Genomic DNA, 24,401 nt, shown 5'->3' with positions numbered 1-24,401 from the left:
CGTGAGGTCGGCGGGGTGCTGCCCCACCGACCTCACGCGACGTCGGTCAGGTGGGGTCGGCCACCGGGGCGGCCGGGCCGGCGGTGCCGGTGTGCGGGACCTGGGCCGGCTTGGGCTTGGCGTCGATGCCGGCCTCGGCACGCTGCTGCCCGGTGATCGGGGTGGGCGCGCCGGTCAGCGGGTCGAAACCGCCCCGCGTCTTCGGGAAGGCGATGACCTCGCGGATCGAGTCGACACCGGCGAGCAGCATGCAGACCCGGTCCCAGCCGAACGCGATGCCGCCGTGCGGGGGCGGGCCGTAGCTGAACGCCTCCAGCAGGAAGCCGAACTTGTCCTGCGCCTCCTCGGGCGTGATGCCGAGCAGCTCGAAGACCCGCTGCTGCACCTCGCGGCGGTGGATACGGATCGAGCCGCCGCCGATCTCGTTGCCGTTGCAGACGATGTCGTACGCGTAGGCCAGCGCCCGGTCCGGCGCCTCCTCGAAGCGGTCCATCCACTCGGCGTTCGGCGAGGTGAAGGGGTGGTGCACGGCCGTCCAGCCACCGGCCTTGCCGCTCTCGTCCGACGTCCGTTCGAACATGGGGGCGTCCACGACCCAGCAGAACGCCCAGGCGCTCTCGTCGACCAGGCCGGCCCGCTTGGCGATCTCGATCCGGGCCGCGCCGAGCAGTTCCTGGGCCTCACGGGCCTCCGGGCCGGCCGCGAAGAAGACGGCGTCGCCCGGCTTGGCGCCGACCGCGTCGGCCAGCCCGGCCAGGTGCTCGGCGGAGAGGTTCTTCGCCACCGGCCCGCGCGGCTCGCCGGTCTCGGCGTCCAGCACCACGTACGCCAGTCCCTTGGCGCCGCGCGCCTTGGCCCAGTCCTGCCAGCCGTCCAGCTCCTTGCGGGTCTGGCTCGCGCCGCCGGGCATCACCACCGCACCGACGTAGCCGCCCGCGTCGATCGCCCCGGCGAAGACCCGGAACTGGGTGCCGCGCAGGTAGTCGGTCAGCTCGGTCAGCTCCACGCCGTAGCGCAGGTCCGGCTTGTCCGAGCCGTACCGGGCCATGGCGTCGTGCCAGGTGATCCGCGGGATCGGCCGGGGGATCTCGTACCCGGCCAGGTCGGACCAGAGGGCGGCGGCGATCTCCTCACCGAGGTCGATCACGTCGTCCTCGGTGACGAAGGACATCTCGATGTCGAGCTGGGTGAACTCCGGCTGCCGGTCGGCCCGGAAGTCCTCGTCGCGGTAGCAGCGGGCGATCTGGTAATACCGCTCCATACCGCCGACCATGAGCAGCTGCTTGAACAGCTGCGGGGACTGCGGCAGCGCGTACCAGCTGCCGGGTTGCAGGCGGACCGGGACCAGGAAGTCGCGGGCGCCCTCCGGGGTGGACCGGGTCAGCGTCGGCGTCTCGATCTCCAGGAAGTCCCGCTCGTGCAGCACGCCACGGGCGAGCTGGTTGGCCCGGGACCGCAGGCGCATCGCGTGGGCCGGGCCGCCCCGGCGCAGGTCGAGGTAGCGGTACTTCAGGCGGACGTCGTCACCGGCCACCACCTGGTCGTCGATCGGCAGCGGCAACGGGGCTGCCTCGGAGAGCACGTCCAGCTCGGCGGCGGTCACCTCGATCTCGCCGGTGGGCAGCTCCGGGTTCTCGTTGCCCTCCGGGCGGCGGGTGACCTCACCGACGACCTTGACGCAGTACTCGTTGCGCAACGCGTGCGCGTCCTCCTCGCGGAAGACCACCTGGACCACGCCGGAGGCGTCGCGCAGGTCGACGAAGATGACACCGCCGTGGTCGCGCCGGCGGGCCACCCACCCGGCGAGCGTCACCGTGGTGCCGGCGTCCGTCGCGCGCAGGCTGCCGGCGTCATGGGTACGGATCACGACGTGCGTCTCCCTCGTCTGGCTCTACGTCCGTTGCTCCCGGCATTCTGTCAGCCCGCACCCGCCCTCGTTCCCCCGGTGTAAGGAAGGGCCCCCTATTAACGCCTCGTGCATAGCAGGGGTCCCCTGCTAACAGCAGCACACCCGGTGCCGACAGCAGCGCACCCGGCGGTCCAAGCCGGGCGGGCCGCCGGAGGAGGAATCCGGCGGCCCGCTGGCGGAGGAGAAGGTTTGCGAGAGGAGAATCAGTAGACGCTGACGCCGTACCGGCTCAGCACCGGCCCGATGGGCTGGAAGAAGGTGGTGCCGCCGATGCTGCAGTTGCCGCTGCCGCCGGAGGTGAGGCCGAGCGCGATGGTGCCGCTGAACAGCGAGCCGCCGCTGTCACCCGGCTGGGCGCAGATGTTGGTCCGGATCAGGCCGCGCACCTGGCCCTCGGCGTAGTTGACGGTGGCGTTGAGAGCGGTCACCGAGCCGCTGCGGACACCGGTGGTGCTGCCGGAACGCTGCGCCGACTGGCCGACGTACGCGTTGCCGGAAGCGGTGATCTCCCGGTAGGTGCCGTTGTAGAGGTAGACGTTGCCCGGCTGCACGACGCTCTGGTTGGCGTAGCGGACGATGCCGTAGTCGCTGCCCGGGAAGACGCTGCCGGTACGCGAACCGAGCAGCGCGGTCTGCGCCGAGTTGCTGTACCAGTTCGCGGCGATGTTGGTGCAGTGGCCGGCGGTCACGAAGTAGTAGGTGCTGCCGGCGCGCACGTTGAAGCCGAGCGAGCAGCGTCCGCCGCCCTGTGCGTAGATCGCCTCGCCACCGGAGATGCGGGTGCTCAGCACACCGGCCTGGGCCTCGATGCGCACGGCGCCGTTGGTGCGCGCGGCGGCGGCCTTGACCCGCTCCAGCTTGGCGCCGGTGACGGTGCTGTCGACGGAGACGACGACCTGGTTGGTGGCCGGGTCGGTCCACCAGGCGGTGCCCGGGATGGCGGCGGAGCGCTCCAGCACGGCGGTGGCCCGGTTCAGCTCGGTGGCGCCGCGCGTGACCAGCTTCGGGGTGGCGCCGGCGGCGGCCACCTGGCGGGCCGCGACGGCGTCGGTCACCGCGACGACCATGGTGCCGCTGGCGTCGGCGTAGGCGCCGGCCGCGCGGTCGCCGAGGCGGTCGGCGAGGGCGGCCGCGGCGTCGGGTGTGGCGGACGCGGGCGCCGCCTGGGCCGGGGCGCCGGCCAGTACGCCGACGGCCAGGGTTCCGGCGGCGGCGACGGAGACGACGCGGCGAAGCATTGACCTTGTGGGTCGCATGTAACAGCCTCCCGGTAGGGGGTTTCGTGCCCTGTCACGTCGACAGGGGCGGGGGCAACTCAGCCACCTGGGGAAATGGCCAAGCGAGGGAAAGTATTCACACATTTAAGATCGTCAACAAGCCCCGAGTCCGGCCGAATCGACCAACCGTCTCCAAGTAATCGCTGCGCAACATTGTGGACACAGACGGTCATCTATACGCTCTGGTCACCGCCGCCACCCGGCAACCGTGAACCGGAGGCCACCCATGACCCTCGTCCGACGCGCGCTGGCCACCCTCGCCGGCGTCACCGCCCTCGTCCTGCTCACCACCGCCCCCGCCCTGGCCGCACCCGGCCCGCCACCGACCTCGATGGCCAGCCTCGGTGACTCGATCACCCGGGGCTTCAACGCCTGCGGGTGGTACGTCGACTGCACCAGCCGGTCGTTCAGCACCGGCGACGACGCCACCGTCAACAGCCACTACCTGCGGATCCGCCGGGTCGAGCCGACGATCAACGGCCGCAACCACAACGCCGCCCGCACCGGCGCGAAGTCCGCCGACCTGAACGGCCAGGCCGGCACCGCGGTCAGCCAGGGAGCCGGGCACGTGACCATCCTGATCGGCGCGAACGACGCCTGCACCGGCTCGGAGTCGGGCATGACCTCGGTGGCCACCTTCCGGGCCAACATCGACTCCGCGCTGAACCGACTCAGGACCGGCCTGCCGAACGCACGTGTCTTCGTGATCAGCATTCCGGACGTGCACCGGCTCTGGACGGTCGGCAAGGACAGCGGCAGCGCGCGTACCGCCTGGTCGTTGTTCGGGATCTGCCAGTCGTTGCTGGCCAACCCGACCTCCACCGCACAGGCCGACGTGGACCGACGCAACCGGGTCCGGCAGCGGGTGGTCGACTTCAACGGCCAGCTCGCTGCGGCCTGCGCCGCGTACGGGTCGAACTGCCGATACGACGGCAACGCCGTCTTCGGCTACCCGTTCGCCCTCTCCCAGCTCTCCGGCTGGGACTACTTCCACCCGAACGCCGCCGGCCAGCAGGTTCTGGCGAACGTCTCCTACCCCGCCGGCTTCGCCTGGTAGCCACCGAAGACCAGCCCGGCGGCAGCGCCGGACCGGGCACCGGAACCCGGCCGGACCTCACCGCCGAGACCCGGGCGGACCTCACCGCCGGGGTCCGCCGGACCCTCACCGCCGAGACCTGGCTGGGCGTCACCGCCGGAAGCCTGCCGAGCCTCACCGCCGGCAACCGGTCGGGCGTCACCGTCGACGGGCACCCGGCCCCGGACGCGGCATCACGTCACGCGGCTCGGTGACGTGATGCCCGTCCGCGCAGCGCAGTTCCGCCCGGATGTCGGCGCCGCAGTCGCGGTGTCCGACGCGCAGCGGCGGCCCCTCCGGGTCGGCGAGATACCGGTCCCCCCAGGCCAGCACGGCGACCAGTACCGGCCACAGGTCCATCCCCTTGGCGGTGAGCCGGTACTCGTGCCGCAGCCGACTGCCCGGCTCACGGTACGGCTCGCGCCGGAGCACACCCTGCGCGACCAGTGTGGCCAGCCGGTTGGTCAACACCTGCCGGGGCACACCGGTGCGTACCCGCATGTCGTCGAAGCGGCGGACCCCGCTGAACACCTCGCGGAGCACCACCAGGGTCCACTTCTCGCCGAGGATCTCCATGGCGCGGGCGACCGTGCAGTTGTCGATCGACCACTCCAGGGCCACGGGTCTCATGCCCGACAGGCTAGGTCTGATTGACAGACCCAGCAAGCACTGTAAGGCTGCGTCCATGACGCAGACGCAGGGTGCGACGCGCAGCCGCACCTTCTCCTGGTCCGACCCGGGTCTCAACGCCGCCCAGGTCGGCCGGCGCAGCGGACTGGAACTGCTCCGCGCGATGATCGCCGGAGAACTGGCCGCCCCACCGGTGATGCACCTGATCGACATGTCCCGGATGGAGGCCGAGGAGGGCCGGGTCGTCGTCGAGCTGGAGCCGCAGGAGTTCCACTACAACCCGCTCGGCACCGAGCACGGCGGCGTGCTCTCCACGCTGCTGGACACTGCCGCCGCCTGCGCCGTGCACACCACGCTGCCGATCGGCGTGGGCTACACCTCGCTGGACCTGAACGTGAAGTTCCTCCGCCCGGTGACCGTCCGCTCCGGGACGCTGCGCTGCGAGGGCACCGTGCTGCAACGCGGTCGGCGGACCGCCCTGGCCGAGGCCCGGCTCACCGACGGGCAGTCCCGCCTCGTCGCGCACGCCACGTCGAGCTGTCTGCTGCTTCCCCTGGAGTGAGACCCTTCCTATACACGAGGCGTTAATAGGGGGCCCTTCCTTACACCAAGGCCGCCGGGGTTCAGCTCACCAGCGGCCGCAGGTCCGCCGCAGGTGGCGTCCACTCCCCCGGCACCGCGACGACCTGCTCACCGGAGCGGATGTCCTTCACCTCGTCGGGGGCACTCTCCGCGCCCGGGAACCAGACGTACGGGATGCCGCGCCGCTGGGCGTACCGGATCTGCTTGCCGAACTTCGCCGCGCTCGGCGACACCTCGGTGGGTACGCCCCGCGACCGCAGCGCCTCGGCGACCCGGTTGCTGGCGGGCCGCAGTTCCTCGGTGGTGACCGCCACCAGCACGCAGGTCGGCACGGACCGGGACACGGTCAGCGCCTCGGCGCCGAAGAGCAGCCCGAGCAGCCGGGTCACCCCGATCGAGATGCCCACCCCGGGGAAGCGGGTGGTCCCGGCGCTGGCCAGGTTGTCGTACCGGCCGCCGGAGCAGATCGAGCCGAACCGCTCGTACCCGATCATCTGCGTCTCGTAGACGGTGCCGGTGTAGTAGTCCAGGCCCCGGGCGATGCGCAGGTCGGCCATGCAGAGGCCGGGCGAGTGCGCGGCGGCGGTCTCCACCACGGCGGTCAGCTCGGCGACGCCCTCGTCCAGCAACGGGTCGCTGACCCCGAGCGCGCGGACCGCGTCGGCGAACGAGGCGTCCGGCGCGGAGATCTCGGCCAGCGCCAGGCACGCCTTGGCCTGCGCCTCGCTCGCCCCGGCCGTGGTCGCGAGCAGCTCCGTCACACCGGCCGGGCCGATCTTGTCGAGCTTGTCGACCGCGCGCAGCGTCGCCTCCGGGTCGGTCAGCCCGATGCCCCGGTAGAACCCCTCGCAGATCTTGCGGTTGTTGACCTGGATGCGTACCGGCGGGATCGGCAGCGCCCGCAGCGCGTCGCCGATGACCAGCGGCATCTCCGCCTCGTGGTGCGGGGCCAGGGTGTCCCGGTCGACGATGTCGATGTCGGCCTGGAGGAACTCGCGGTACCGCCCCTCCTGCGGACGCTCGCCCCGCCACACCTTCTGGATCTGGTAGCGGCGGAACGGGAACTGGAGCTTGCCGGCGTTCTCCAGCACGTACCGGGCGAACGGCACGGTCAGGTCGAAGTGCAGCCCGAGGGCGTCGTCACCGGCCGGACCCTCCGCATCGCCCTGGAGGCGCCGGATCACGTAGACCTCCTTCGAGGTCTCCCCCTTGCGCAGCAACTGGTCCAGCGGCTCGACGGCGCGGGTCTCCAGCGGCGCGAAGCCGTACAGCTCGAAGGTGGACCGGATCCGGTCCAGGACGTACTGCTCGATCATCCGCTGGGCGGGCGTCCACTCCGGGAAGCCGGAGATGGGCGTGGGCTTGCTCATGATGCTCCTTCGGCACCCGCGCGGCAGGCGCGGGGAGGTCCTGGTCCGCGGCGACTACAGGCCGCGGGTGGGGGCCGCCGGTCGTCCGCCGCCCGTCCCGGCCACCTCGACGAGGTACGGGTTGGTGGCGCGCTCGCGGCCGATGGTGGTCGTCGGGCCGTGGCCGGGCAGCACGACGGTGTCGTCGGCGAGCGGGAGGATCTTGTCCCGCAGGCTGGTGATCATCGTCGGCATGTCGCCGCCGGCCAGGTCGGTGCGGCCGATCGAGCCGGCGAACAGCACGTCACCGGAGAGGCAGATCTGCTCCGCCTCCCAGGGCGAGCCGGCGCCGGGCAGCCGGAACAGCACCGACCCGCCGGTATGGCCCGGCGCGTGGTCGACGGTGATCTCCAACCCGGCGAGGCTGAGCGTCGTGCCGTCGGCCAGTTCGGCGACGTCCTCCGGCTCGGCGTAGGGCAGCCGGCCACCGAAGAGCTGGGTGAGGTCCATCGACAGGGCCTTCGTCGGGTCGGCCAGCAGCTCCCGGTCGGCCGGGTGCACGTACGCGGTGATGCCCCGCGCCCCGCACACCGGTGCCACGGAGAAGGTGTGGTCCAGGTGCCCGTGGGTGAGCAGCACGGCCGCCGGGTGCAGGCGGTGCTCGGCGAGCAGCGCGTCGAGCCGGTCGATCACCCCGATGCCGGGGTCGACCACCACGCACTGCTCCCCCGGCGCGGCGGCGACCACATAGCAGTTGGTGCCGAAGGCGTCCGCGGGAAAGCCGGCCACGAGCACGTCCGCTCCCCTTCCGTCGAGTCGTCCTCGCCAGCAGCCTACCGGCGTTCCGGGCGGGCCCGGACCGCTCGGTCCCACCGGCGCGTAGGGGCAGTGACGGATTCCGATGCGGATGTGCAACGACCTCGTACACGACTTTCCCAGCCGGTACCCGTACACTCTGGCGGGCGTGTGGCGTGGCGCACCTGCCGCCCGACGGGTACGCAACCACCAGGTGACGACCAGGGTAGAGGAAAGGGGAGCACGGGTGGCTTCCAGCAGGGACCGGCAGCGCAAACTGGCGCGGGCCAAGCTCGACCGGCAACAGGCCCGCCGGGCCGCCACCGTCAGGCGCCGCCGGCGCATTCGAGCCGGTGTCGGCACCGCCCTGATCCTCGTGCTGGTCGTCGCCGGTTCGGCGTGGGCGCTGGGCGCCTTCGACAGCGAGCCGACGCGGGACACCGCGAACGACGAGGTCTGCCTCTGGACCCCGCAGAACACCGAGGGCAACCCGAACCTCCGCCAGGTCGGCGAACCGGCCACCACCGGCCTGCCGGTGACCGGCACCCGGCCGATGACCATCACCACCAACCAGGGCGACCCGATCGCGGTCGAGCTGGACCTGGCGAACGCCCCGTGCGCCGCCGCGAGCATCGCCCACCTGGCCGGGCAGGGCTTCTACAACGACACCAAGTGCCACGAGATCACCGCCGACGGCGCGGTGCGTTGCGGCGACCCGAGCGGCACCGGCCTCGGCGGCCCGTCGTACTCGTTCTACAACGAGAACGTGCCGACCGCGCCGGAGGCGTCGCCCAGCCCGTCGCCGGAGCAGCCGCCCACGTACCCCAAGGGCACGGTGGCGATGATCAGCAACCCGCCGGGCGCCAACGGCAGCCAGTTCCTGATCTTCTTCGAGGACTTCACCACCGCCGAGCCGGCCTTCCCGGTCATCGGCCGGGTCACCGGCGGCCTGGACGTGGTGGAGAAGATCGGCGCGCTGCCGACCGTGGAGAATGAGGCTGGCGAGAAGGTCAAGCCGAAGGACGACGACGTGGTCATCCAGAGCCTGACCGTCGGCGAGCCGGGGCTCGACCCGGCGTCCCCGCCAGAGCCGACGCCGGCGGGCACGCCAAGCCCGGCGGCCTCCGGCGCACCCGAGGCCAGCGCGAGCGCCGGCTGACCGAACTCGGCGGTCTCACCCACCGCAGCGGGATCCACATACAGTCCAGGAGGATCGAGGCGTGACGTCCACCAGAGAGCGGCAGCGCGCGGCGGCCCGCGCCCGGCTCGAGAAGGAGATGGCCGAGCGGTCGACGCGGGCGCGCAAGCGCCGCCAGACCCAGGCGGTGGTCGGGGCCGGAGTGGTCCTGCTGCTGGTGGTCGCCGGCACGGCCTGGCTCGCCACCAACCTAATCGGCGACGACAGCGGCGGCGACACCGCGGCCCAGGGCGGCAGCACCGCGGAGTGCGGCTGGGTGGAGATCCCGGCGGGCGAGCGGACCCCGACGACCAAGGACGTCGGGCTGCCGAACGCCGAGCAGAGCCGGGTCGGCACCCAGACCATGACGATCACCACCAACCTCGGCCCGATCACCGCGCGGATCGACCGGGCGGCGGTGCCCTGCACCGCGGGCAGCTTCACCCACCTGGCCGAGCAGAACTTCTTCGACAACACCAAGTGCCACCGCCTGGTGACCGAGGGCATCAAGGTGCTCCAGTGCGGCGACCCGAGCTCCACCGGCGACGGCTGGCGCGAGACCGACGGCACCGGCGGCCCGGCGTACCGCATGCCGGAGGAGAACCTGCCCACCGACAAGCGTCCGCCGTACGAGGCCGGCGTCATCGCGATGGCCAACTCGGGCCAGCCGTCCAGCACCGGCAGCCAGTTCTTCATCGTCTACGGCGACTCGCCGCTGGACCCGAACTACACCGTGCTCGGCACGATCACCGGCGGGATGGACATCGTCAACGACGTCGCCGAAGCCGGTGACGACGGCGCGTTCGCCCAGCAGGCCGGTGGCGGTCACCCGAAGAAGGAGATCGTCATCACCGACCTCACCATGAGCGCGGCGACGGGCTGAGCCCCGCGTACGACGAAGCGCCCGCCGGCTGAGCCGGCGGGCGCTTTCGTCGTCCGGTCGTACGCCTCAGGCCCCGGAGGTGACCCGGTAGGCGTCGAAGACCCCGTCGACCTTGCGGACGGCGGCCAGCAGATGCCCCAGGTGCTTCGGGTCGGCCATCTCGAAGCTGAACCGGCTCACCGCCACCCGGTCCCGGGTGGTGGTGACGGTGGCGGAGAGGATGTTGACCCGCTCCTCGGAGAGCACCCGGGTGACGTCCGCGAGCAGCTTGTGCCGGTCCAGCGCCTCCACCTGTATGGCGACCAGGAACGTCGAGGCGGAGGTCAGCTTCCAGCTCACCTCCACCACCCGCTCGCCCTGGGCGCGCAGGTCCTCGGCGTTGGCGCAGTCGTCGCGGTGCACACTGACCCCGCCGGACCGGGTGACGAAGCCGAACACCGTGTCCGGCGGCACCGGGGTGCAGCAGCGGGCCAGCTTGATCCAGACGTCGCTGACGCCGCGTACCACCACACCCGGGTCGTGGCTGGAGGCCCGGCTGCGCGGCGGCCGGGTGGCCACCGCGGTCTCCGCGATGTCCTCGGCCGCACCCTCCTCGCCGCCGTAGGTGGCCATCAGCTTCTGCACCACCGACTGCGCGGAGACCTGGCTGTCCCCCACCGCCGCGTACAGCGACGCCACGTCGGCCAGGTGCAGGTCCCGGGCGATCGCCATCAACGCGTCCGAGGTGAGCATCCGCTGCAACGGCATGCCCTGCTTGCGCATGGCCTTGACGATCGCGTCCTTGCCCTCCTCGATCGCCTCCTCGCGACGCTCCTTGTTGAAGTACTGCCGGATCTTCGTCCGCGCCCGAGGACTCTTGACGAAACCCAACCAGTCCTGCGTCGGGCCGGCCGTCTCCGACTTCGACGTGAAGATCTCGATCACGTCACCGTTGGACAGCGTCGACTCCAACGGCACCAACTTGCCGTTGACCCGCGCCCCGATGCACTTGTGCCCCACCTCGGTGTGCACCGCGTACGCGAAGTCCACCGGCGTCGACCCCGTCGGCAACGGGATCACGTCGCCCTTCGGGGTGAAGACGTACACCTCCTGGCTGGACAGGTCGAACCGCAACGCGTCCAGGAACTCGCTCGGGTCCGCCGCCTCCCGCTGCCAGTCCAGCAACTGCCGCAGCCACGTCATCTCGTCGATGTGCGCCGGCGGCCCGACGATCTGGGTGCCCTTCTCCTTGTACTTCCAGTGCGCCGCGATGCCGAACTCAGCCGTACGGTGCATCGCGTACGTGCGGATCTGCATCTCCACCGGCTTGCCGGTCGGCCCGATCACCGTGGTGTGCAGCGACTGGTACATGTTGAACTTGGGCATCGCGATGTAGTCCTTGAACCGGCCCGGCACCGGCTGCCAGTTCGCGTGGATCACACCCAACGCCGCGTAGCAGTCCCGCACCGTGTCGACCAGGATCCGCACACCCACCAGGTCGTAGATGTCGTTGAAGTCCCGACCCCGCACGATCATCTTCTGGTAGATCGAGTACAGGTGCTTCGGCCGACCCGTCGTCTCCGCCTTGATCTTGGCGGCCTTCAGGTCGACCTGAACCTTTTGCGTCACCTGCCGCAGCAACGCCTCGCGCTGCGGCTGGTGCTCCCCGATCAGCCGGTTGATCTCCTCGAACCGCTTCGGGAACAGCGTCCCGAACGCGAGGTCCTCCAGCTCCCACTTGATGGTGTTCATACCCAGGCGGTGGGCCAGCGGGGCGAGGATCTCCAGCGTCTCCTTGGCCTTCTGCTCCCGCTTCGGCGCGGGCAGGAAGGAGAGCGTCCGCATGTTGTGCAGCCGGTCGGCCAGCTTGATCACCAGAACGCGCGGGTCCTTGGCCATGGCGACGACCATCTTGCGGATCGTCTCGGCCTTCGCCGCGTCGCCGAGCTTGACCTTGTCGAGCTTGGTGACGCCGTCGACCAGCAGCGCGACCTCGCCGCCGAAGTCCGTGCGCATCTGGTCCAGCGAGTATTCGGTGTCCTCGATGGTGTCGTGCAGCAGCGCGGCGACCAGCGTGGTGGTGTCCATGCCCAGGTTGGCCAGGATGGTGGCCACCGCCAGCGGATGGGTGATGTACGGGTCGCCGGACTTGCGGTACTGACCCGAGTGCCACCGCGCGGCGGTGTCGAAGGCACGTTGCAGCAGCCGGGCGTCCGCCTTGGGGTGGTTCTCCCGGTGGGACGAGATCAGCGGCTCCAGCACCTCGCTGACCTGCGACGACTGCCATGGCGCGTTGAACCGCGCCAGCCGCGCCCGGACCCGTCGCCCGGTGGGCGCGTTGGAGAGCCCGAACCCACTGCTCGGCGCCGGGTCACCGGTGGCCGCGACGGACCCGCCGTCGGCCGCGCTGGGGACCGCCACGTCGCCGGTGGGGCGGACCGCACCGGGTGCCCCGGCCACGGCCGGTGTGGCACCGTCGGGGTCGGTCAGCGAGCCGTTCGCGTCACCTGTCGGGTGCACCGTGCCCTCCACCGGAGGGACGACATCGTGGGACACCGGCCTCCTCACCGCTCGCCGGGGAAAGACCGACCGTGCGTCGGCCGGTCTGGTCTCGCGCCTCTCGGACGACTCACCGTCCGGTCAGCAATGGGCAATGCTACCCGTACCGACGGTGCCCTGCCGCTCCGCCGGACGTACCGTGCCGCCTCGGTCGCGGGGGGCGGGTCGGTTCAAACGGTCAGCAGGGCATGGACGGGACGCGGCGCCAGTTTCGCCCGCCCACCCAGGAACGAGAGCTCCAGCAGCACGGTGAATCCGGCGACCGTGCCACCGGCCCGTTCCACCAGGTCGAGCGTTGCCGCGGCGGTGCCGCCGGTGGCGAGTACGTCGTCGACCACCAGCACCCGGTGCCCCGCGGTGAACGCGTCCTGGTGCACCTCCAGCGTCGCCTCGCCGTACTCCAGCTCGTACGAGGCCGCGTACGCGGGACGGGGCAGCTTGCCGGCCTTACGCACCGGCACCACACCGACCCCGGTCGCGTACGCGATCGCGGCGGCGACCACGAAGCCACGCGCCTCGATGCCGACCACGGTGTCGAAGGAGTCCCGCCCGTGGTGGGCGACGATCCCGTCGATCACCGTCCGGAAGGTCTCACCGTCGGCGAAGAGCGGCATCAGGTCCTTGAACATGACGCCCGGCTTCGGGAAGTCGGGCACGTCCAGCACCCGGCTGGCCACCAGCCGGGCGGTCTCCGGGCCGCTGTCGCCGCGTACCGCGCTGCTGTGGGTCTCCGTCACGACGCTTGGTCCCTTCCACCAGACAACGGCGCCCTGCACGCTGCTCGCACAGCATGCAGGACGCCGTCGTGTTCGTCCCTACCGGGTCGGTCCCGGCCCGGTCAGCGCCGTTTGGCGCCACCCGGGCGGTTGCCGCCCCCGCCGCCGGGGCGGCCGCCCCGGGCGCCACCGGAGCGCTTGCCGGCCGGACGCGCGCCCACCTTCGGCGCGGCGGCACCGGCCAGGGCGGCGCCGGTCTCGGCGGCCACCGGCTCCTCGTCCGTCTCGGCGGCCTCGGTCGACTCCGCCTTGCGGGAGCCCTTGGCGGCCGAGGTGTCCCGGGAGGTCCCGGCCCGACGGGCCTGGACCCGCTTGTTGTGCGCGTCGATCCGCGGGTCACGGTTCTTGAGCACGACCAGCAGCGGCGTGGCCAGGGTGATCGAGGTGACGAAGGCCATCGCCATACCGACGAACAGCACCAGACCGAGGTCCTTCAGGGTGCCCGCGCCGAGCAGGCCGGCACCGATGAACAGGATGCCGCCGACCGGGAGCAGGGCGACCACCGAGGTGTTGATCGACCGCATCAGGCTCTGGTTGACGGCCAGGTTGGCCGCCTCGCCGTACGTCTGGGTGTTGCTCGCGGTGATCCCTCTGGTGTTCTCCTGCACCTTGTCGAAGACCACCACCACGTCGTACAGGGCGAAGCCCAGGATGGTGAGGAATCCGACGATCGTCGACGGCGTGACCTCGAAGCCGACGATCGAGTAGAGGCCGGCGGTGAGGATCAGGTTCATCACCAGCGAGAAGATCGCCGCGATGGCCATCTTCAGCTCGAAGCGCAGGACCAGGTAGACGGTGACCAGCGCGATGAAGATGACCAGACCGAGCAACGCCCGGTTGGTCACCTGGCTGCCCCACGCCTCGCTGACCCGGTTGCTGCTGATCGACTCGGGATCGATGTTGAACTGCTGACCCAGAGTGGTCTTGACCGCTTGGACCTGCTCGCCGTCCAGCTCGGTGGTCCGCAGCTCGTAGAAGTTGCCGCTGCCACCGCCGACCTGCTGCGCGGTGACCACCGTGCCGCCCTGGGCCGACAGTGCGTCCTGCGTGGCCGCCTCGGCGTCCTGGAGCGTGCCGACGCTGGTCGGGATCTGGAACGAGTTGCCACCGGCGAACTCGATGCCGAGCTTGAACCCGTTGAAGATGACGCTGGCCAGCGCGATCGTCGCCAGCACCGCGGCGACGGTGAACCACATCTTGCGCTTGCCGACGATGTTGAGGCCGGCCTCGCCCCGATAGAGGCGAGCTGCCAGACCGTTCTCAGCGGACATGTCACGCCTCCTTGGCGCGCTGGTTGCGAGGCTGGGTCGGCGCCGAGCGGGCGGGCAGCACCCGGCCGAGTCCGCTGACCCGCGGGGACAGGAACGCCTTGGTGCTGGCGAGCATCGTCATGATCGGGTGCCGGAACAGGAACACCACGAGCAGGTCGAGCACCGTGGCCAGACCGAGGGCGAAGGCGAAGCCCTTCACCGTGCCGACCGAGACGATGTAGAGCACCACCGCCGACAGGATGGTGATGGCGTTCGCCGAGATGATCGTCCGGCGGGCCCGGATCCAGGCACGCGGCACCGCGCTGCGCGGGCTGCGGCCCTCGCGGATCTCGTCCTTGAGTCGTTCGAAGTAGATGACGAACGAGTCCGCCGCCACACCGAGCGAGACGATGATGCCGGCGATGCCGGCGAGGGTGAGCGTGAAGCCGATCTGCCGGCCGAGGAACACCAGCGAGCCGAAGAGCAGCAGCGCCGACGCGACCAGGCTCAGGAAGATGACCGAGCCGAGCAGGCGGTAGTAGAAGAACGAGTAGATGATGACCAGCAGCATGCCGATGCCGGCCGCGAGCAGACCGGCCCGCAGGTGGCTGGCGCCCAGGGTGGCGGTGACGTTCTGCTGCTCCTGCGGCTCGAAGGTCACCGGCAGGGCGCCATAGCTGAGGTAGCCGGCCAGCTCACTGGCCTCGGCGTTGGTGAAGTTGCCGGTGATCTGCGAGCTGCCGACGAGCACGCCCTGGATCTGCGGCGACGAGATGATCTGGTTGTCCAACACCACCGCGACCCGGCAGCGGCCCTCGTCACCGAGCGCGGAGGCGTCGCAGGCCTGGCCCTCGTTGTTGAACGCCTCGCGGGTCAGCGCGGTCCACTTCTCCCCGCCGCTGCGGGTGAAGTCCAGGCTGACGACCCACTGGCTGGTCTGGTCGCGCACCGCGGTGGCGCTGCTGACGTCGGTGCCGAGCACCTTCGCCACGTCCAGCAGGTTCTTGATGGAACCGGCCTCGCAGGAGACCGCCTGCTGCTTTGGGTCGGAGATCGAGGCCGGCGGCCGGTCGTCGAGCTGGAGGCAGCTGATGGTCGGCACGTTGAACTGCATCTGCGTCGGCAGCACCGCGGCCTCGCGGCCGGACAGCTCGGCGAAGGGGGCGAGCTTCTCGGCCAGCGACGGATCGGCGGCCAGGTCCGCCGGGGCCTGGAGGCCGCTGGCGGCGGCCCACGCCTCGGCGCCGACCTTCTGCTCGACGGCCTGCCGCTGCTCCTCGACGCTCTGCGGCACGTCCTCGTCCGCGCTCGGGGACGGCGAGGGCGTCGCGGCGGGCGACTCGGTGGGCGTCGGGGTCGGCGCGCTACCGCCCTGGCCGCCGGCCGACGGCGAGGAGGTGACCTCGGCCTCGGGCGTGGGCGACGGGCTCGCGGCGGCGTCGCCGGACGGCGTCGGCTCGACGGCCCCGGTCGGGGTCGGCGCCGGGGTGCGGACCGTGCCGCTGCCGTCGGCGATCTTCAGCACCTTGCGGAAGCGCAGCTCGGCGGCGCTGCCGACCTCGGTGAGGTCGCGGTTCTCGCCGGGCAGGGAGATGACGATGTTGCGGTCGCCCTCGGTGATCACCTCGGCCTCGGCCACGCCGTACGCGTTGACCCGGTTCTCGATGATCTGGCGGGCCTTCTCGAGGTTCTCCGCCGTCGGGGCCCGACCGTCGAGGGTGTTGGTGGCCTCCAGCGTCAGCCGGGTACCACCGACCAGGTCAAGACCGAGACGAGGCTCGAGCCGATCCTTCCAGCCCCCGCTGGCGCCGGCCGAGAAGAACACCAAAAGATAGAGGACGACGAAGATGGCCCCGAGTACGGCCAACTGCCGTCCCGGGCGCATCTGTCCCTGAGGTGGTGCCACGGCTGTCCTGTCTCCCTGTACGGTCGCGCCGCCGCGGGCGCGGCGGCGGGTCGGCCGGCTGCCCGGCCCACGGTCTGCCTTCCGACGGCGCCCGGGCCGGTGCCGCCGCCTCGGGTGGCCGACGCGGGCGCGTGGACCGGCCGAGCCGGAGCACCGACGCCCGGCGTCGGCCATCTATCCAGTTGTCGCACTCGCGCCACGTGCGGCGACCGCCCGCGCGGGGACGCGTGCGGGCGGCTCCCACCCGGGCGTGATGACCGCCGCGCGGCGGTCGACCGGGTGGGCGGTGTTCAGTCCTTGACGGTGTCGCTCTCCTCGACGGGCGACTCGATCGGTCGCTCCGCCTTGGTGACCACCCGGGCGATCGCCGGGCGGGCGTAGCGGGTCTGCACTCCGGGAGCGATCTCGAGCAGGACGCTGTCGTCCTCGACGCCGGTCACCGTGCCGTAGAGCCCGCCGATGGTGACCACCTCGTCGCCGGCGGAGAGGCCGGTCTGCATCGCCTCGGCCTCACGGCGGCGCTTCTGCTGCGGGCGGATCATCATGAAGTACATGACGCCGAAGAGCAGCGCGATCATGAGGATCGGCGTGAAGCCCGCCGCTCCTCCGCCTTCTGCTGCGTAGAGCACGGTTGTAGACCTTCCCATTGGCCTCCGTCACGGTGCTGGCACCAGAGCGGAGGCGGATTTTCACATCCTGTGCGGACCGCGGCGAGTCTAGTCGCTCTATCTGGGAACGCCGAATGCGGCACAGATCACGAACAGATCACGGCTGGTCGCTGTCCACGGAGAACAAGTCGGGCACGGCAGGAGCCTCGCCCGCAAATGTACCATTCGGTGGGTTACGTCCCAGGTGGTGCCAGGCGGCATCGGTCGCCACCCGGCCGCGCGGCGTACGGGCCAGCAGGCCGGCCCGCACCAGGAACGGCTCGCAGACCTCCTCCACCGTGTCCGGCTGCTCCCCCACCGCCACGGCCAGGGTCGACAGGCCGACCGGGCCACCCCGGAACGAGTCCACCAGCGCGGTCAGCACCGCCCGGTCGAGCCGGTCCAGGCCGAGCGCGTCCACGTCGTACACGGTCAGCGCCGCGCGGGCGGTCTCGACGGTGACCACCCCGTCGGCGCGTACCTCGGCGAAGTCGCGGACGCGGCGCAGCAGGCGGTTGGCGATCCGGGGGGTCCCCCGCGACCGGCCGGCGATCTCCACCGCCCCGTCGTCGGTGATCGGCACGCCGAGGATCCGGGCCGAGCGGTGCAGCAGCAGCTCCAACTCGGCGGGGGCGTAGAAGTCGAGGTGGGCGACGAACCCGAAGCGGTCCCGCATCGGGCTGGTCAGCAGCCCGGCCCGGGTGGTCGCGCCGACCAGGGTGAACGGCTCGACGTCGAGCGGGATGGCGGTGGCGCCGGGTCCCTTGCCCACCACCACGTCGACCCGGAAGTCCTCCATCGCGCTGTAGAGCAACTCCTCGGCCGGCCGCGCGATCCGGTGCACCTCGTCGATGAAGAGCACATCGCCCTCGGCGAGGCTGGTCAGGATCGCGGCCAGGTCGCCGGAACGCTCGATCGCCGGGCCGCTGGTCACCCGGATGCCGGTGCCCAGCTCCGCGGCGACGATGTTGGCCAGGGTGGTCTTGCCGAGACCGGGCGGCCCGGAGAGCAGGATGTGGTCCGGTGGCGAGCCGCGCCGCATCGCACCCTGCAACAGCAGGTCGAGCTGGTCGCGGACGCGGTGCTGGGCGATGAACTCGTCCAGCCGCTTCGGCCGGACGCTGACCTCCGCGTCGCGCTCCGCCTCGCTGACGTATGCCGAGACCAGCCCGCCGTCGGGCGCGGTCACCGGGACCGGCCCAGCAGCCGGATCGCCTGCTTGAGCAGCACCGGCACCGGCGGCGTGGGCCCGTCGACGGTCTCCGCGACGGCGGTGACCGCCTGGTCGGCCTGACCGGCCGTCCAGCCGAGCCCGATCAGCGCCTGGCGGACCTGCTCCGGCCACGCCCCGCCGGTCACCCCGGCCGCGCCGTCGGCACCGACGGCCACCGGGCCGATCCGGTCGCGCAACTCCAGCACCAGGCGCTCGGCGCCCTTCTTGCCGATCCCGGGTACGCGGGTCAGCGCGCCCGTGTCGGCGTTGGCGATCGCCTTGCGTACCGCGTCCGGGGTGTGCACGGCGAGCACCGCCTGGGCCAGGCGTGGCCCCACCCCGCTCGCGGTCTGGAGCAGCTCGAACAGCGCCCTCGCGTCGTCGTCGGCGAAGCCGTAGAGGGTGAGCGAGTCCTCCCGCACCACCAGGCTGGTGGCCAACCGGGCCGACTGGCCCACCCGCAGGTCGGCGATGGTGCCGGGGGCGCACTGCACGGCCAGGCCGACCCCGCCCACCTCGATCACCGCGTGGGCCGGGCCGGTCGCGGTCACCACGCCGCGGACACTGGCGATCATCTCGCTCCTCCTCGTCTCGCCCGGTCCGCCGCGACGGCCAGTTTGGACCGGGTGCCGCCCCGCCACACGTGGCAGATCGCCAGCGCGAGGGCGTCCGCGGCGTCGGCCGGGCGCGGCGGCTCGGGCAGCCGCAACAGTCGGGTGACCATCGCCGTGATCTGCGCCTTGTCCGCCTTCCCGGAGCCGGTCACCGCCGCCTTCACCTCGCTCGGGGTGTACGTCTGCACCGGCAGTCCGGCGCGCGCACCGGCGAGCACGGCGATCCCGCTGGCCTGCGCGGTGCCCATCACCGTACGCACGTTGTGCTGGCTGAACACCCGCTCCACGGCCACACTGTCCGGCCGGTGCTCGGCGACCAGGTCGGTCAGCGAACGGTCCAGGTGCAGCAGGCGCGCCGGCAGCTCGTCACCGGGATCGGTGTAGACGACGTAGTAGGCGATCAGCGTGCAGGGCTTGCCGGGCACCCCCTCGACCACGCCGACCCCGCATCGGGTCAACCCCGGGTCGACGCCGAGCACCCGCACGCCGCCTCCTCCCCCGGCCACCGGCCAGTACGTGTGTTCGACACCCTACCGATGCCGTCTGCGAGCCGTGCTCCGGGACACGCCCGGCACCGTTCCACCGCGCCACCGGAGTCGCCGTGTGGCCCGACCCGGTCTCAGCCCCACCAGAACAGCGAGCCGAGCACGGTGTAGAGCGCCACCAGCGCCAGCCCTTCCAGGTGGTTGACCGTCCCGTCGATGGTCACGAAGACGACGAGCAGGGCCGCCACGATGACCGCGACGATCTGCAACGGCGGGAAGATCAGCGTGAACTCACCGGCGCCGAGCAGCGGTGCGATCAGCATGAGCACCGGGGCCAGCATCAACGCGACCTGGAGCGCGCCCTCCATGGTGATCGCGGTGGCGGTGTCGGCGTCGCCGCGTAGGCTGAGCTGCACCGCCGGGGCGAGCTGCGACAGGTTGCCGACGGTGGCCACCAGGAAGAGGCCGACGAAGGCGGCGTTGAGGTTCATCGCCTCGGTCGCCGGCAGCAGGGCGTCCATCAGCCAGTCCGCCTCGAACGCGATGAGCAGTCCGGCCACGGCCACCAGCAGCAGGACGCGCGGCAGCGGCCAGGTGCCCACCTTGGCCTCGCCGGCCCCGTTGTGCACCGGCGGCGGCGCGTCGGCGTCCTTGCCGAGGCGGAACGGCAGGGACACCACGAACACGGTGAGCAGGGCGATCGCCACCACGTAGGAGACCGCACTGGTGTGTTCGGCGGCGGGAGTGCCGAGGTTGACCGCGATCGCCGGGGTGATCAGGGTGGCCATCAGCAGCACGAGCATGACCCGGGTGACCTTGGCGTGCCGGCCGTCGATGCTCATCGTGCCGTTGCGCAGCCCACCGGCCAGGTAGGACAGTCCGTTGCCCAGCAACAGCAGGTTGAGCACCGACCCGATCAACGCGGCCTGCACCACGGCCACCAGGCCGGCGCGGAGCGCGAAGATGCAGATGATCAGCTCGGGCAGGTTGCCGACCACGGCCTGGAAGGTGCCGATGGCGGCCGGACGCATCCGGCCACCGAGCTGGTCCAGCGACCGTCCGAGCACCGCCGAGGCGAGGGTGATCGCGACCAGCGCGACGAAGAAGCGCAGGACCGGCGCCGCACCGGTGAGATGTGCCAGCGCCGCGAGCATCGCGCCGAGTGCGGTCGCACCCCACAGGAGCATGTCCACGATGCGCCCGACATCCCGGCGGGGCTGGTCGATCTCGGCCGCCGACGTCTGCATGATCGAACCCTATGGGGCGGGGCCACCGGCACCAACATCTCCGGCGGCCGGTGTGACCCGGACGACGGGGCCTGGGTCACCGCTCGCGGTCGCGGGCGTGCGCGCGCCGACGACCGCGAGCCAGGATCAGTGCTTGCCGTAGTGCTCCCGGGTCTCGCGGATCGCCTCCTCGGCCGCCGCGCGCTCCTGCGGGGTGACGCCCCGCTTGGCGGCGATCCGCGCCCGCAGCAGCTCGAACACGATCGGCAGCACCGAGAGCGCCACGATGGCGATCAGGATGTACTCGATGTTCGTCTTGACGAACGGGATCTGGCCGAGGAAGTAGCCGAGGACCGTCACACCGGTCCCCCAGAGGATGCCGCCCACCACGTTGTAGATGACGAAGGTGCGGTAGTTCATCCGGCTCACCCCGGCGACGATCGGGGTGAACGTCCGCACGATCGGCACGAAGCGTGCCAGCACCACCGACCGGGCACCGTACTTCTCGAAGAACTCGTGCGCCTTGAGCAGGTTCTCCTGCTTGAACAGACGCGAGTTCGGGCGGCGGAACAGCGCCGGGCCCACCTTGCGGCCGAACAGGTATCCCACCTGGTCGCCGGCGATGGCGGCGATGGTGATGAGCAGGCACACCAGCCACAGCGGATACTTGAGGTACTGGCCGTCGGCGACCAGCAGGCCGGTGGTGAACAGCAGCGAGTCACCCGGCAGGAAGAACCCGATCAGCAGGCCCGACTCGGCGAAGACGATCACCAAAATGCCGATCAACCCGAAGGTCGAGATCAACCACTCCGGATCGAGCCAGTCCGGGCCGAGGGCCAGGGTGGTGGTGATGGGCGTCGACAAGGAGACCTCCGGAGACCGCGGTAGTCGTCCCGACCGCCGCGGGACGCCCGTAGTCTAGGCCGCCTTCGATCGCCCCGGTGCCCGACATCAGCTCACACCGATTCGCACAGGTCACGGGCGCTGCGGGCGGGTCGTGAGCCCGCCTCTCGTACCGCCGTGCCGTGCTCTTGCGCGTCCCGCCCGTGCCGGGCGCGTCCGTCCCGACACCGTGCCCTGGTCGGCGGTCGTGTCCCGTCCGCCTCAACGGGCGGTGATGCCCTCCAGCACCTGGTCGACGACCTTCACCGGGAGAGTCGACGTGTCGAGGTCCGGGTTCCAGTTCATCACCCGCTGAATGAGCATCGGGCCGGTGAGCATCGCCATCGTCACCTCGACGTCGAGGTCGGCGCGGAGTTCACCGTCGCGTACGCCTCGCCGCAGCACCTCCCGCATCACCGCCCGGCGCGGCTCGATGATGTTCTGGTAGAGCGCGTACTGCTCGGGGTCTCGTTTCACCACCGGCACCAGACACGGCATGATCTTCGCGGCCCGTGGGTCGATGTGGTCCCCGATGGCGCTGACCAGGGTGATCAGGTCGTCCCGGACGGACCGACCGGTCGGCTGCGGCGGGTCGCCCTTGAGCGTGCGCAGCGCGTCGCTCAGCAACGCGTTCTTGCCCGGCCACCGGCGGTAGATGGTGGCCTTGCCGACGCCGGCCCGGGCCGCGATCGCCTCCACCGAGATCGCCTCGATCGTGCTGCCCTCCGCCAGCAGATCGAGGGTCGCCTCGACGATGGCCTCGTCCGCGCGGACGCTCCGCGGCCGCCCGGGCGGTCGCGGTGCGTCCGCGCTGCTCGTCATGCCGGCATTGTTCCTGACATCAGGGCGTACCGGCCAACTCGGGCTCGCCGACCGGTGCCGGCGCTGCGGCATCGGCTCGGCCCGGCATCCACCGCAGCGCCACCGCGACACCGGCCGCCGCGACCAGCGCGGCCAGCACCGCCGACAGGTGCATGGCCGAGACGAAGGCGTCGTCGGCCGCCGCGATGACCTGCGGCGCCGCCGGTCCGAGTTGACCCGCCACGCCGTACGCGCCGGAGATCGACTCGCCGGCCGCCGTCCGCGCCTCGGCCGGCAGGTCGGCCACCGCCGGGGCGATGCCGGTGCGGTACCCGGCAGCCAGCACCGAGCCGATCACCGCGACCCCGAGCGCGGCGGCCACCTGGCGGATCGTGTTGCTGACGGCGGAGCCGACGCCCGCCTTCTCCCGGGGCAGCGCCGACATGATCGACTCGGTGGCCGGCGGCATGATGTTCGCCATCCCGGTGCCCTGGAGGAAGAAGACGACCAGCACCACCCAGATCGGCGTGGTGGCGTCGACGAAGGCGAACGCGCCCAGCGACACCGTGGTCAGCAGCAGTCCCACCGCCGAGACGGCCCGCGCGCCGTACCGGCGGACCATGGTGGCGCTGCGGGGCGCGAAGACCAGTTGGGCCACCGCGAACGGCAGGAAGAGCAGGCCGGTCTGCAACGGGCTGTAGCCGCGTACCAGTTGCAGGTAGAACGAGCTGAAGAACATCACGCCCATGGCGGCGAAGAAGACCAGCCCGATCATCGCCACCGGCGCGGCGAAACGCGGCACCCGGAACAGGCGTACGTCCAGTGACGGGTGGCTGCTGCGCCGCTCGTACGCGACGAACCAGGCCAGCACCGCCAGGCCGCCGAGGATCGTGGCCCAGACCAGTGGGCGACCGAAGCCGTGCTCACCGCCGTCGATGATGCCGTACGTCAGGGTCACCAGACCGACCACCGAGAGCAGGACACCGACCACGTCGACGCGGCCCGGTGCCGGATCCCGCGACTCGGGCACCAGCAGCGCCACCAGGACCACGCCGAACGCCGTCACCGGCACGTTGATCAGGAAGACCGAGCCCCACCAGAAGTGCTCCAGCAGCAGCCCGCCGAGCACCGGGCCGATCGCCACCGCCAGCCCCACCGCACCGGCCCAGATGCCGATGGCCCGTCCGCGCTCCCTCGGGTCGAAGACGTTGGAGATGATCGACAGCGTCGCCGGCATGATGGCCGCGCCACCGACCCCCATCAGCGCGCGGGCCGCGATCAGTTGGCCCGGGTTCTGCGCGTACGCGGAGAGCAGCGAGGCCAGTCCGAAGAGGACCAGCCCGATCAGCAGCATCCGCCGTCGACCGGCCCGGTCACCCCACACGCCGAAGGTGAACAGCAACCCGGCGAAGACCAGCGTGTACGAGTTGATCGACCACTCCAGTTCGCCCTGGGTGGCCCCGAGCCCGTGCACCGGGTCGGCCAGCGTACGCAGGGCGACGTTGAGGATCGTGTTGTCCAGTACGACGACGAGCAGGCTGATGACCAGCACTGCGAGGATCGCCCACCGCCTCGGGTGTCCGGTGTTCTCGTTCGGCTGCATCCCCCGACACCCTTCACATTTCGATACGGCTGAGTACCGTAATCACCCCGAGCCTAGGCCGACCCATTCCGATACGGAACCGATCCGTATTTATTGTGACCCCCGTCACCGCCACCGGTTGGCACTCCAGCAGCTCGCGGCCACATGCAAGGAAGGGACCCTTCCTATACACCAGGCGTTAGTAGGGGACCCCTCCTTGCACCCACCCCCCTGCCGCCCGGCCAGCGTGCAAGCAGGGGTCCCCTCTTAACATCTCGACGCGCGGCCCCGGGGAGAAGTGAGGAGGTGGGTGGATTTGTTGTCGCTATGGCAGCAACAAATCCACCCACCTCCGGTGAGACCGCCTGGACCCGTCCCACCAGATGCCGAATATGGGCCATTTGTCCGCCCTGAACGTGGCGGTGCCGGAATTCTCGGCGGCCGGGTGTCGTTGTAACGAAGACCGGCCGCCTCCAGCACGCCCGCCGCGGCAACCCGCGCGAGCCCCGGCCCCCACCGGGAATGACCCGCCCCCACCGGTCGTTACACCTGGACCCGGCACCGCGAGCGGCCACCACACCCCGCCAACCCGGACCACACCCTCCCCCCGAAAACCCACCCCAGCGCCAGACGGCGTCGGCACCGCCTCCCCCACGCGGCGCCCAACCCCCGAATGGAGCTACCCCCATGAACACCATGCTGCGCAACAGCGTCCTGGCCATCGCCGGACTCACCGTCGCAGGCGGCCTCGCCGCCGGCCCCCTCAACCACACCACCACCGACACCACAGCGACCAACCCCATC

21 protein-coding genes are annotated in these 24,401 nt (G+C 71.2%); 4 read left to right on the top strand and 17 right to left on the bottom strand.

The features are described 5' to 3' along the window. Nucleotides 1-46 precede the first annotated feature (46 nt). Entirely contained in the window at nt 47-1,867 is a 1,821-nt protein-coding gene (gene aspS / locus ACIBO1_RS27215; protein WP_396751332.1) for an aspartate--tRNA ligase, read from the bottom strand. 245 nt (nt 1,868-2,112) lie between these two features. Continuing rightward, nucleotides 2,113-3,165, bottom strand: coding sequence for a S1 family peptidase (locus ACIBO1_RS27210; protein ID WP_396751330.1), 1,053 nt, complete (start codon nt 3,163-3,165; stop codon nt 2,113-2,115). 247 nt (nt 3,166-3,412) lie between these two features. Here ACIBO1_RS27210 and ACIBO1_RS27205 point away from each other — a divergent pair, with 247 nt between their 5' ends. Continuing rightward, the gene (locus ACIBO1_RS27205) at nt 3,413-4,243 is read left to right on the top strand and encodes an SGNH/GDSL hydrolase family protein (protein ID WP_396751328.1); all 831 of its coding nucleotides are present in this window, start codon (nt 3,413-3,415) and stop codon (nt 4,241-4,243) included. Between the two features lie 177 nt (nt 4,244-4,420). Here ACIBO1_RS27205 and ACIBO1_RS27200 read toward each other — a convergent pair whose 3' ends face one another. Next, a complete protein-coding gene (locus ACIBO1_RS27200; RefSeq protein WP_396751326.1) occupies nt 4,421-4,891 on the bottom strand; it encodes a winged helix-turn-helix transcriptional regulator in 471 nt (156 codons plus the stop codon). Between the two features lie 55 nt (nt 4,892-4,946). Here ACIBO1_RS27200 and ACIBO1_RS27195 point away from each other — a divergent pair, with 55 nt between their 5' ends. Further along, nucleotides 4,947-5,453, top strand: a complete 507-nt coding sequence (locus ACIBO1_RS27195; protein ID WP_396751324.1) for a PaaI family thioesterase — start codon at nt 4,947-4,949, stop codon at nt 5,451-5,453. 61 nt (nt 5,454-5,514) lie between these two features. Here ACIBO1_RS27195 and hisS read toward each other — a convergent pair whose 3' ends face one another. Next, nucleotides 5,515-6,843: a histidine--tRNA ligase gene (hisS, locus tag ACIBO1_RS27190; protein WP_396751322.1), complete on the bottom strand. Its 1,329-nt coding sequence runs from the start codon at nt 6,841-6,843 to the stop codon at nt 5,515-5,517. A gap of 54 nt (nt 6,844-6,897) precedes the next feature. Next, the gene (locus ACIBO1_RS27185; protein ID WP_350695027.1) at nt 6,898-7,617 is read right to left on the bottom strand and encodes an MBL fold metallo-hydrolase; all 720 of its coding nucleotides are present in this window, start codon (nt 7,615-7,617) and stop codon (nt 6,898-6,900) included. Nucleotides 7,618-7,864: 247 nt separating this feature from the next. Between ACIBO1_RS27185 and ACIBO1_RS27180 the strand changes: the two genes are divergently transcribed. Both ACIBO1_RS27180 and ACIBO1_RS27175 read left to right on the top strand, forming a co-directional pair. Then, nucleotides 7,865-8,776: a peptidylprolyl isomerase gene (locus tag ACIBO1_RS27180; protein ID WP_396751320.1), complete on the top strand. Its 912-nt coding sequence runs from the start codon at nt 7,865-7,867 to the stop codon at nt 8,774-8,776. Nucleotides 8,777-8,837: 61 nt separating this feature from the next. Next, on the top strand, nt 8,838-9,677 hold the full coding sequence (locus ACIBO1_RS27175) for a peptidylprolyl isomerase (RefSeq protein ID WP_396751318.1): 840 nt from the start codon (nt 8,838-8,840) through the stop codon (nt 9,675-9,677). A gap of 66 nt (nt 9,678-9,743) precedes the next feature. On the opposite strand, the gene ACIBO1_RS27170 is transcribed toward ACIBO1_RS27175, so the two are convergent. The 12 genes from ACIBO1_RS27170 to ACIBO1_RS27115 all read right to left on the bottom strand — a co-directional run bounded on the left by ACIBO1_RS27170 (nt 9,744) and on the right by ACIBO1_RS27115 (nt 23,618). Next, nucleotides 9,744-12,188, bottom strand: coding sequence for a RelA/SpoT family protein (locus ACIBO1_RS27170; RefSeq protein WP_396751397.1), 2,445 nt, complete (start codon nt 12,186-12,188; stop codon nt 9,744-9,746). A gap of 197 nt (nt 12,189-12,385) precedes the next feature. After that, the gene (locus ACIBO1_RS27165; RefSeq protein WP_131055195.1) at nt 12,386-12,952 is read right to left on the bottom strand and encodes an adenine phosphoribosyltransferase; all 567 of its coding nucleotides are present in this window, start codon (nt 12,950-12,952) and stop codon (nt 12,386-12,388) included. 101 nt (nt 12,953-13,053) lie between these two features. Further along, entirely contained in the window at nt 13,054-14,262 is a 1,209-nt protein-coding gene (secF, locus tag ACIBO1_RS27160; protein WP_396751316.1) for a protein translocase subunit SecF, read from the bottom strand. A 1-nt stretch (nt 14,263) separates the two neighbouring features. Then, complete coding sequence (secD, locus tag ACIBO1_RS27155) at nt 14,264-16,147, bottom strand: protein translocase subunit SecD (protein ID WP_396751314.1); 1,884 nt, start codon at nt 16,145-16,147, stop codon at nt 14,264-14,266. A gap of 290 nt (nt 16,148-16,437) precedes the next feature. Continuing rightward, the gene (yajC, locus tag ACIBO1_RS27150) at nt 16,438-16,776 is read right to left on the bottom strand and encodes a preprotein translocase subunit YajC (protein ID WP_396751312.1); all 339 of its coding nucleotides are present in this window, start codon (nt 16,774-16,776) and stop codon (nt 16,438-16,440) included. A 136-nt stretch (nt 16,777-16,912) separates the two neighbouring features. Continuing rightward, nucleotides 16,913-17,983, bottom strand: coding sequence for a Holliday junction branch migration DNA helicase RuvB (gene ruvB / locus ACIBO1_RS27145; RefSeq protein ID WP_396751310.1), 1,071 nt, complete (start codon nt 17,981-17,983; stop codon nt 16,913-16,915). Beyond that, nucleotides 17,980-18,582 carry a Holliday junction branch migration protein RuvA gene (gene ruvA / locus ACIBO1_RS27140; protein WP_131057678.1) on the bottom strand — a complete coding sequence of 201 codons (603 nt, stop codon included), beginning with the start codon at nt 18,580-18,582 and terminating at the stop codon, nt 17,980-17,982. Before ruvA ends, ruvB begins: the two co-directional genes overlap by 4 nt. After that, nucleotides 18,579-19,106, bottom strand: coding sequence for a crossover junction endodeoxyribonuclease RuvC (gene ruvC, locus ACIBO1_RS27135; RefSeq protein WP_350695041.1), 528 nt, complete (start codon nt 19,104-19,106; stop codon nt 18,579-18,581). Before ruvC ends, ruvA begins: the two co-directional genes overlap by 4 nt. 134 nt (nt 19,107-19,240) lie before the next feature. Beyond that, on the bottom strand, nt 19,241-20,353 hold the full coding sequence (locus tag ACIBO1_RS27130) for a sodium:proton exchanger (RefSeq protein WP_396751308.1): 1,113 nt from the start codon (nt 20,351-20,353) through the stop codon (nt 19,241-19,243). 126 nt (nt 20,354-20,479) lie between these two features. After that, on the bottom strand, nt 20,480-21,196 hold the full coding sequence (locus ACIBO1_RS27125) for a DedA family protein (protein WP_396751307.1): 717 nt from the start codon (nt 21,194-21,196) through the stop codon (nt 20,480-20,482). Between the two features lie 240 nt (nt 21,197-21,436). Next, complete coding sequence (locus tag ACIBO1_RS27120) at nt 21,437-22,036, bottom strand: TetR/AcrR family transcriptional regulator (protein WP_396751305.1); 600 nt, start codon at nt 22,034-22,036, stop codon at nt 21,437-21,439. Nucleotides 22,037-22,055: 19 nt separating this feature from the next. Next, nucleotides 22,056-23,618 carry an MFS transporter gene (locus ACIBO1_RS27115; RefSeq protein WP_396751303.1) on the bottom strand — a complete coding sequence of 521 codons (1,563 nt, stop codon included), beginning with the start codon at nt 23,616-23,618 and terminating at the stop codon, nt 22,056-22,058. Nucleotides 23,619-24,401 lie beyond the last annotated feature (783 nt).

The organism is Micromonospora sp. NPDC049903 (assembly GCF_044460945.1).
Classification (GTDB): Bacteria; Actinomycetota; Actinomycetes; order Mycobacteriales; family Micromonosporaceae; genus Micromonospora.
Note: the sequence above shows the minus strand (reverse complement) of the source record. Positions and strands in the feature narration are given on the sequence as shown.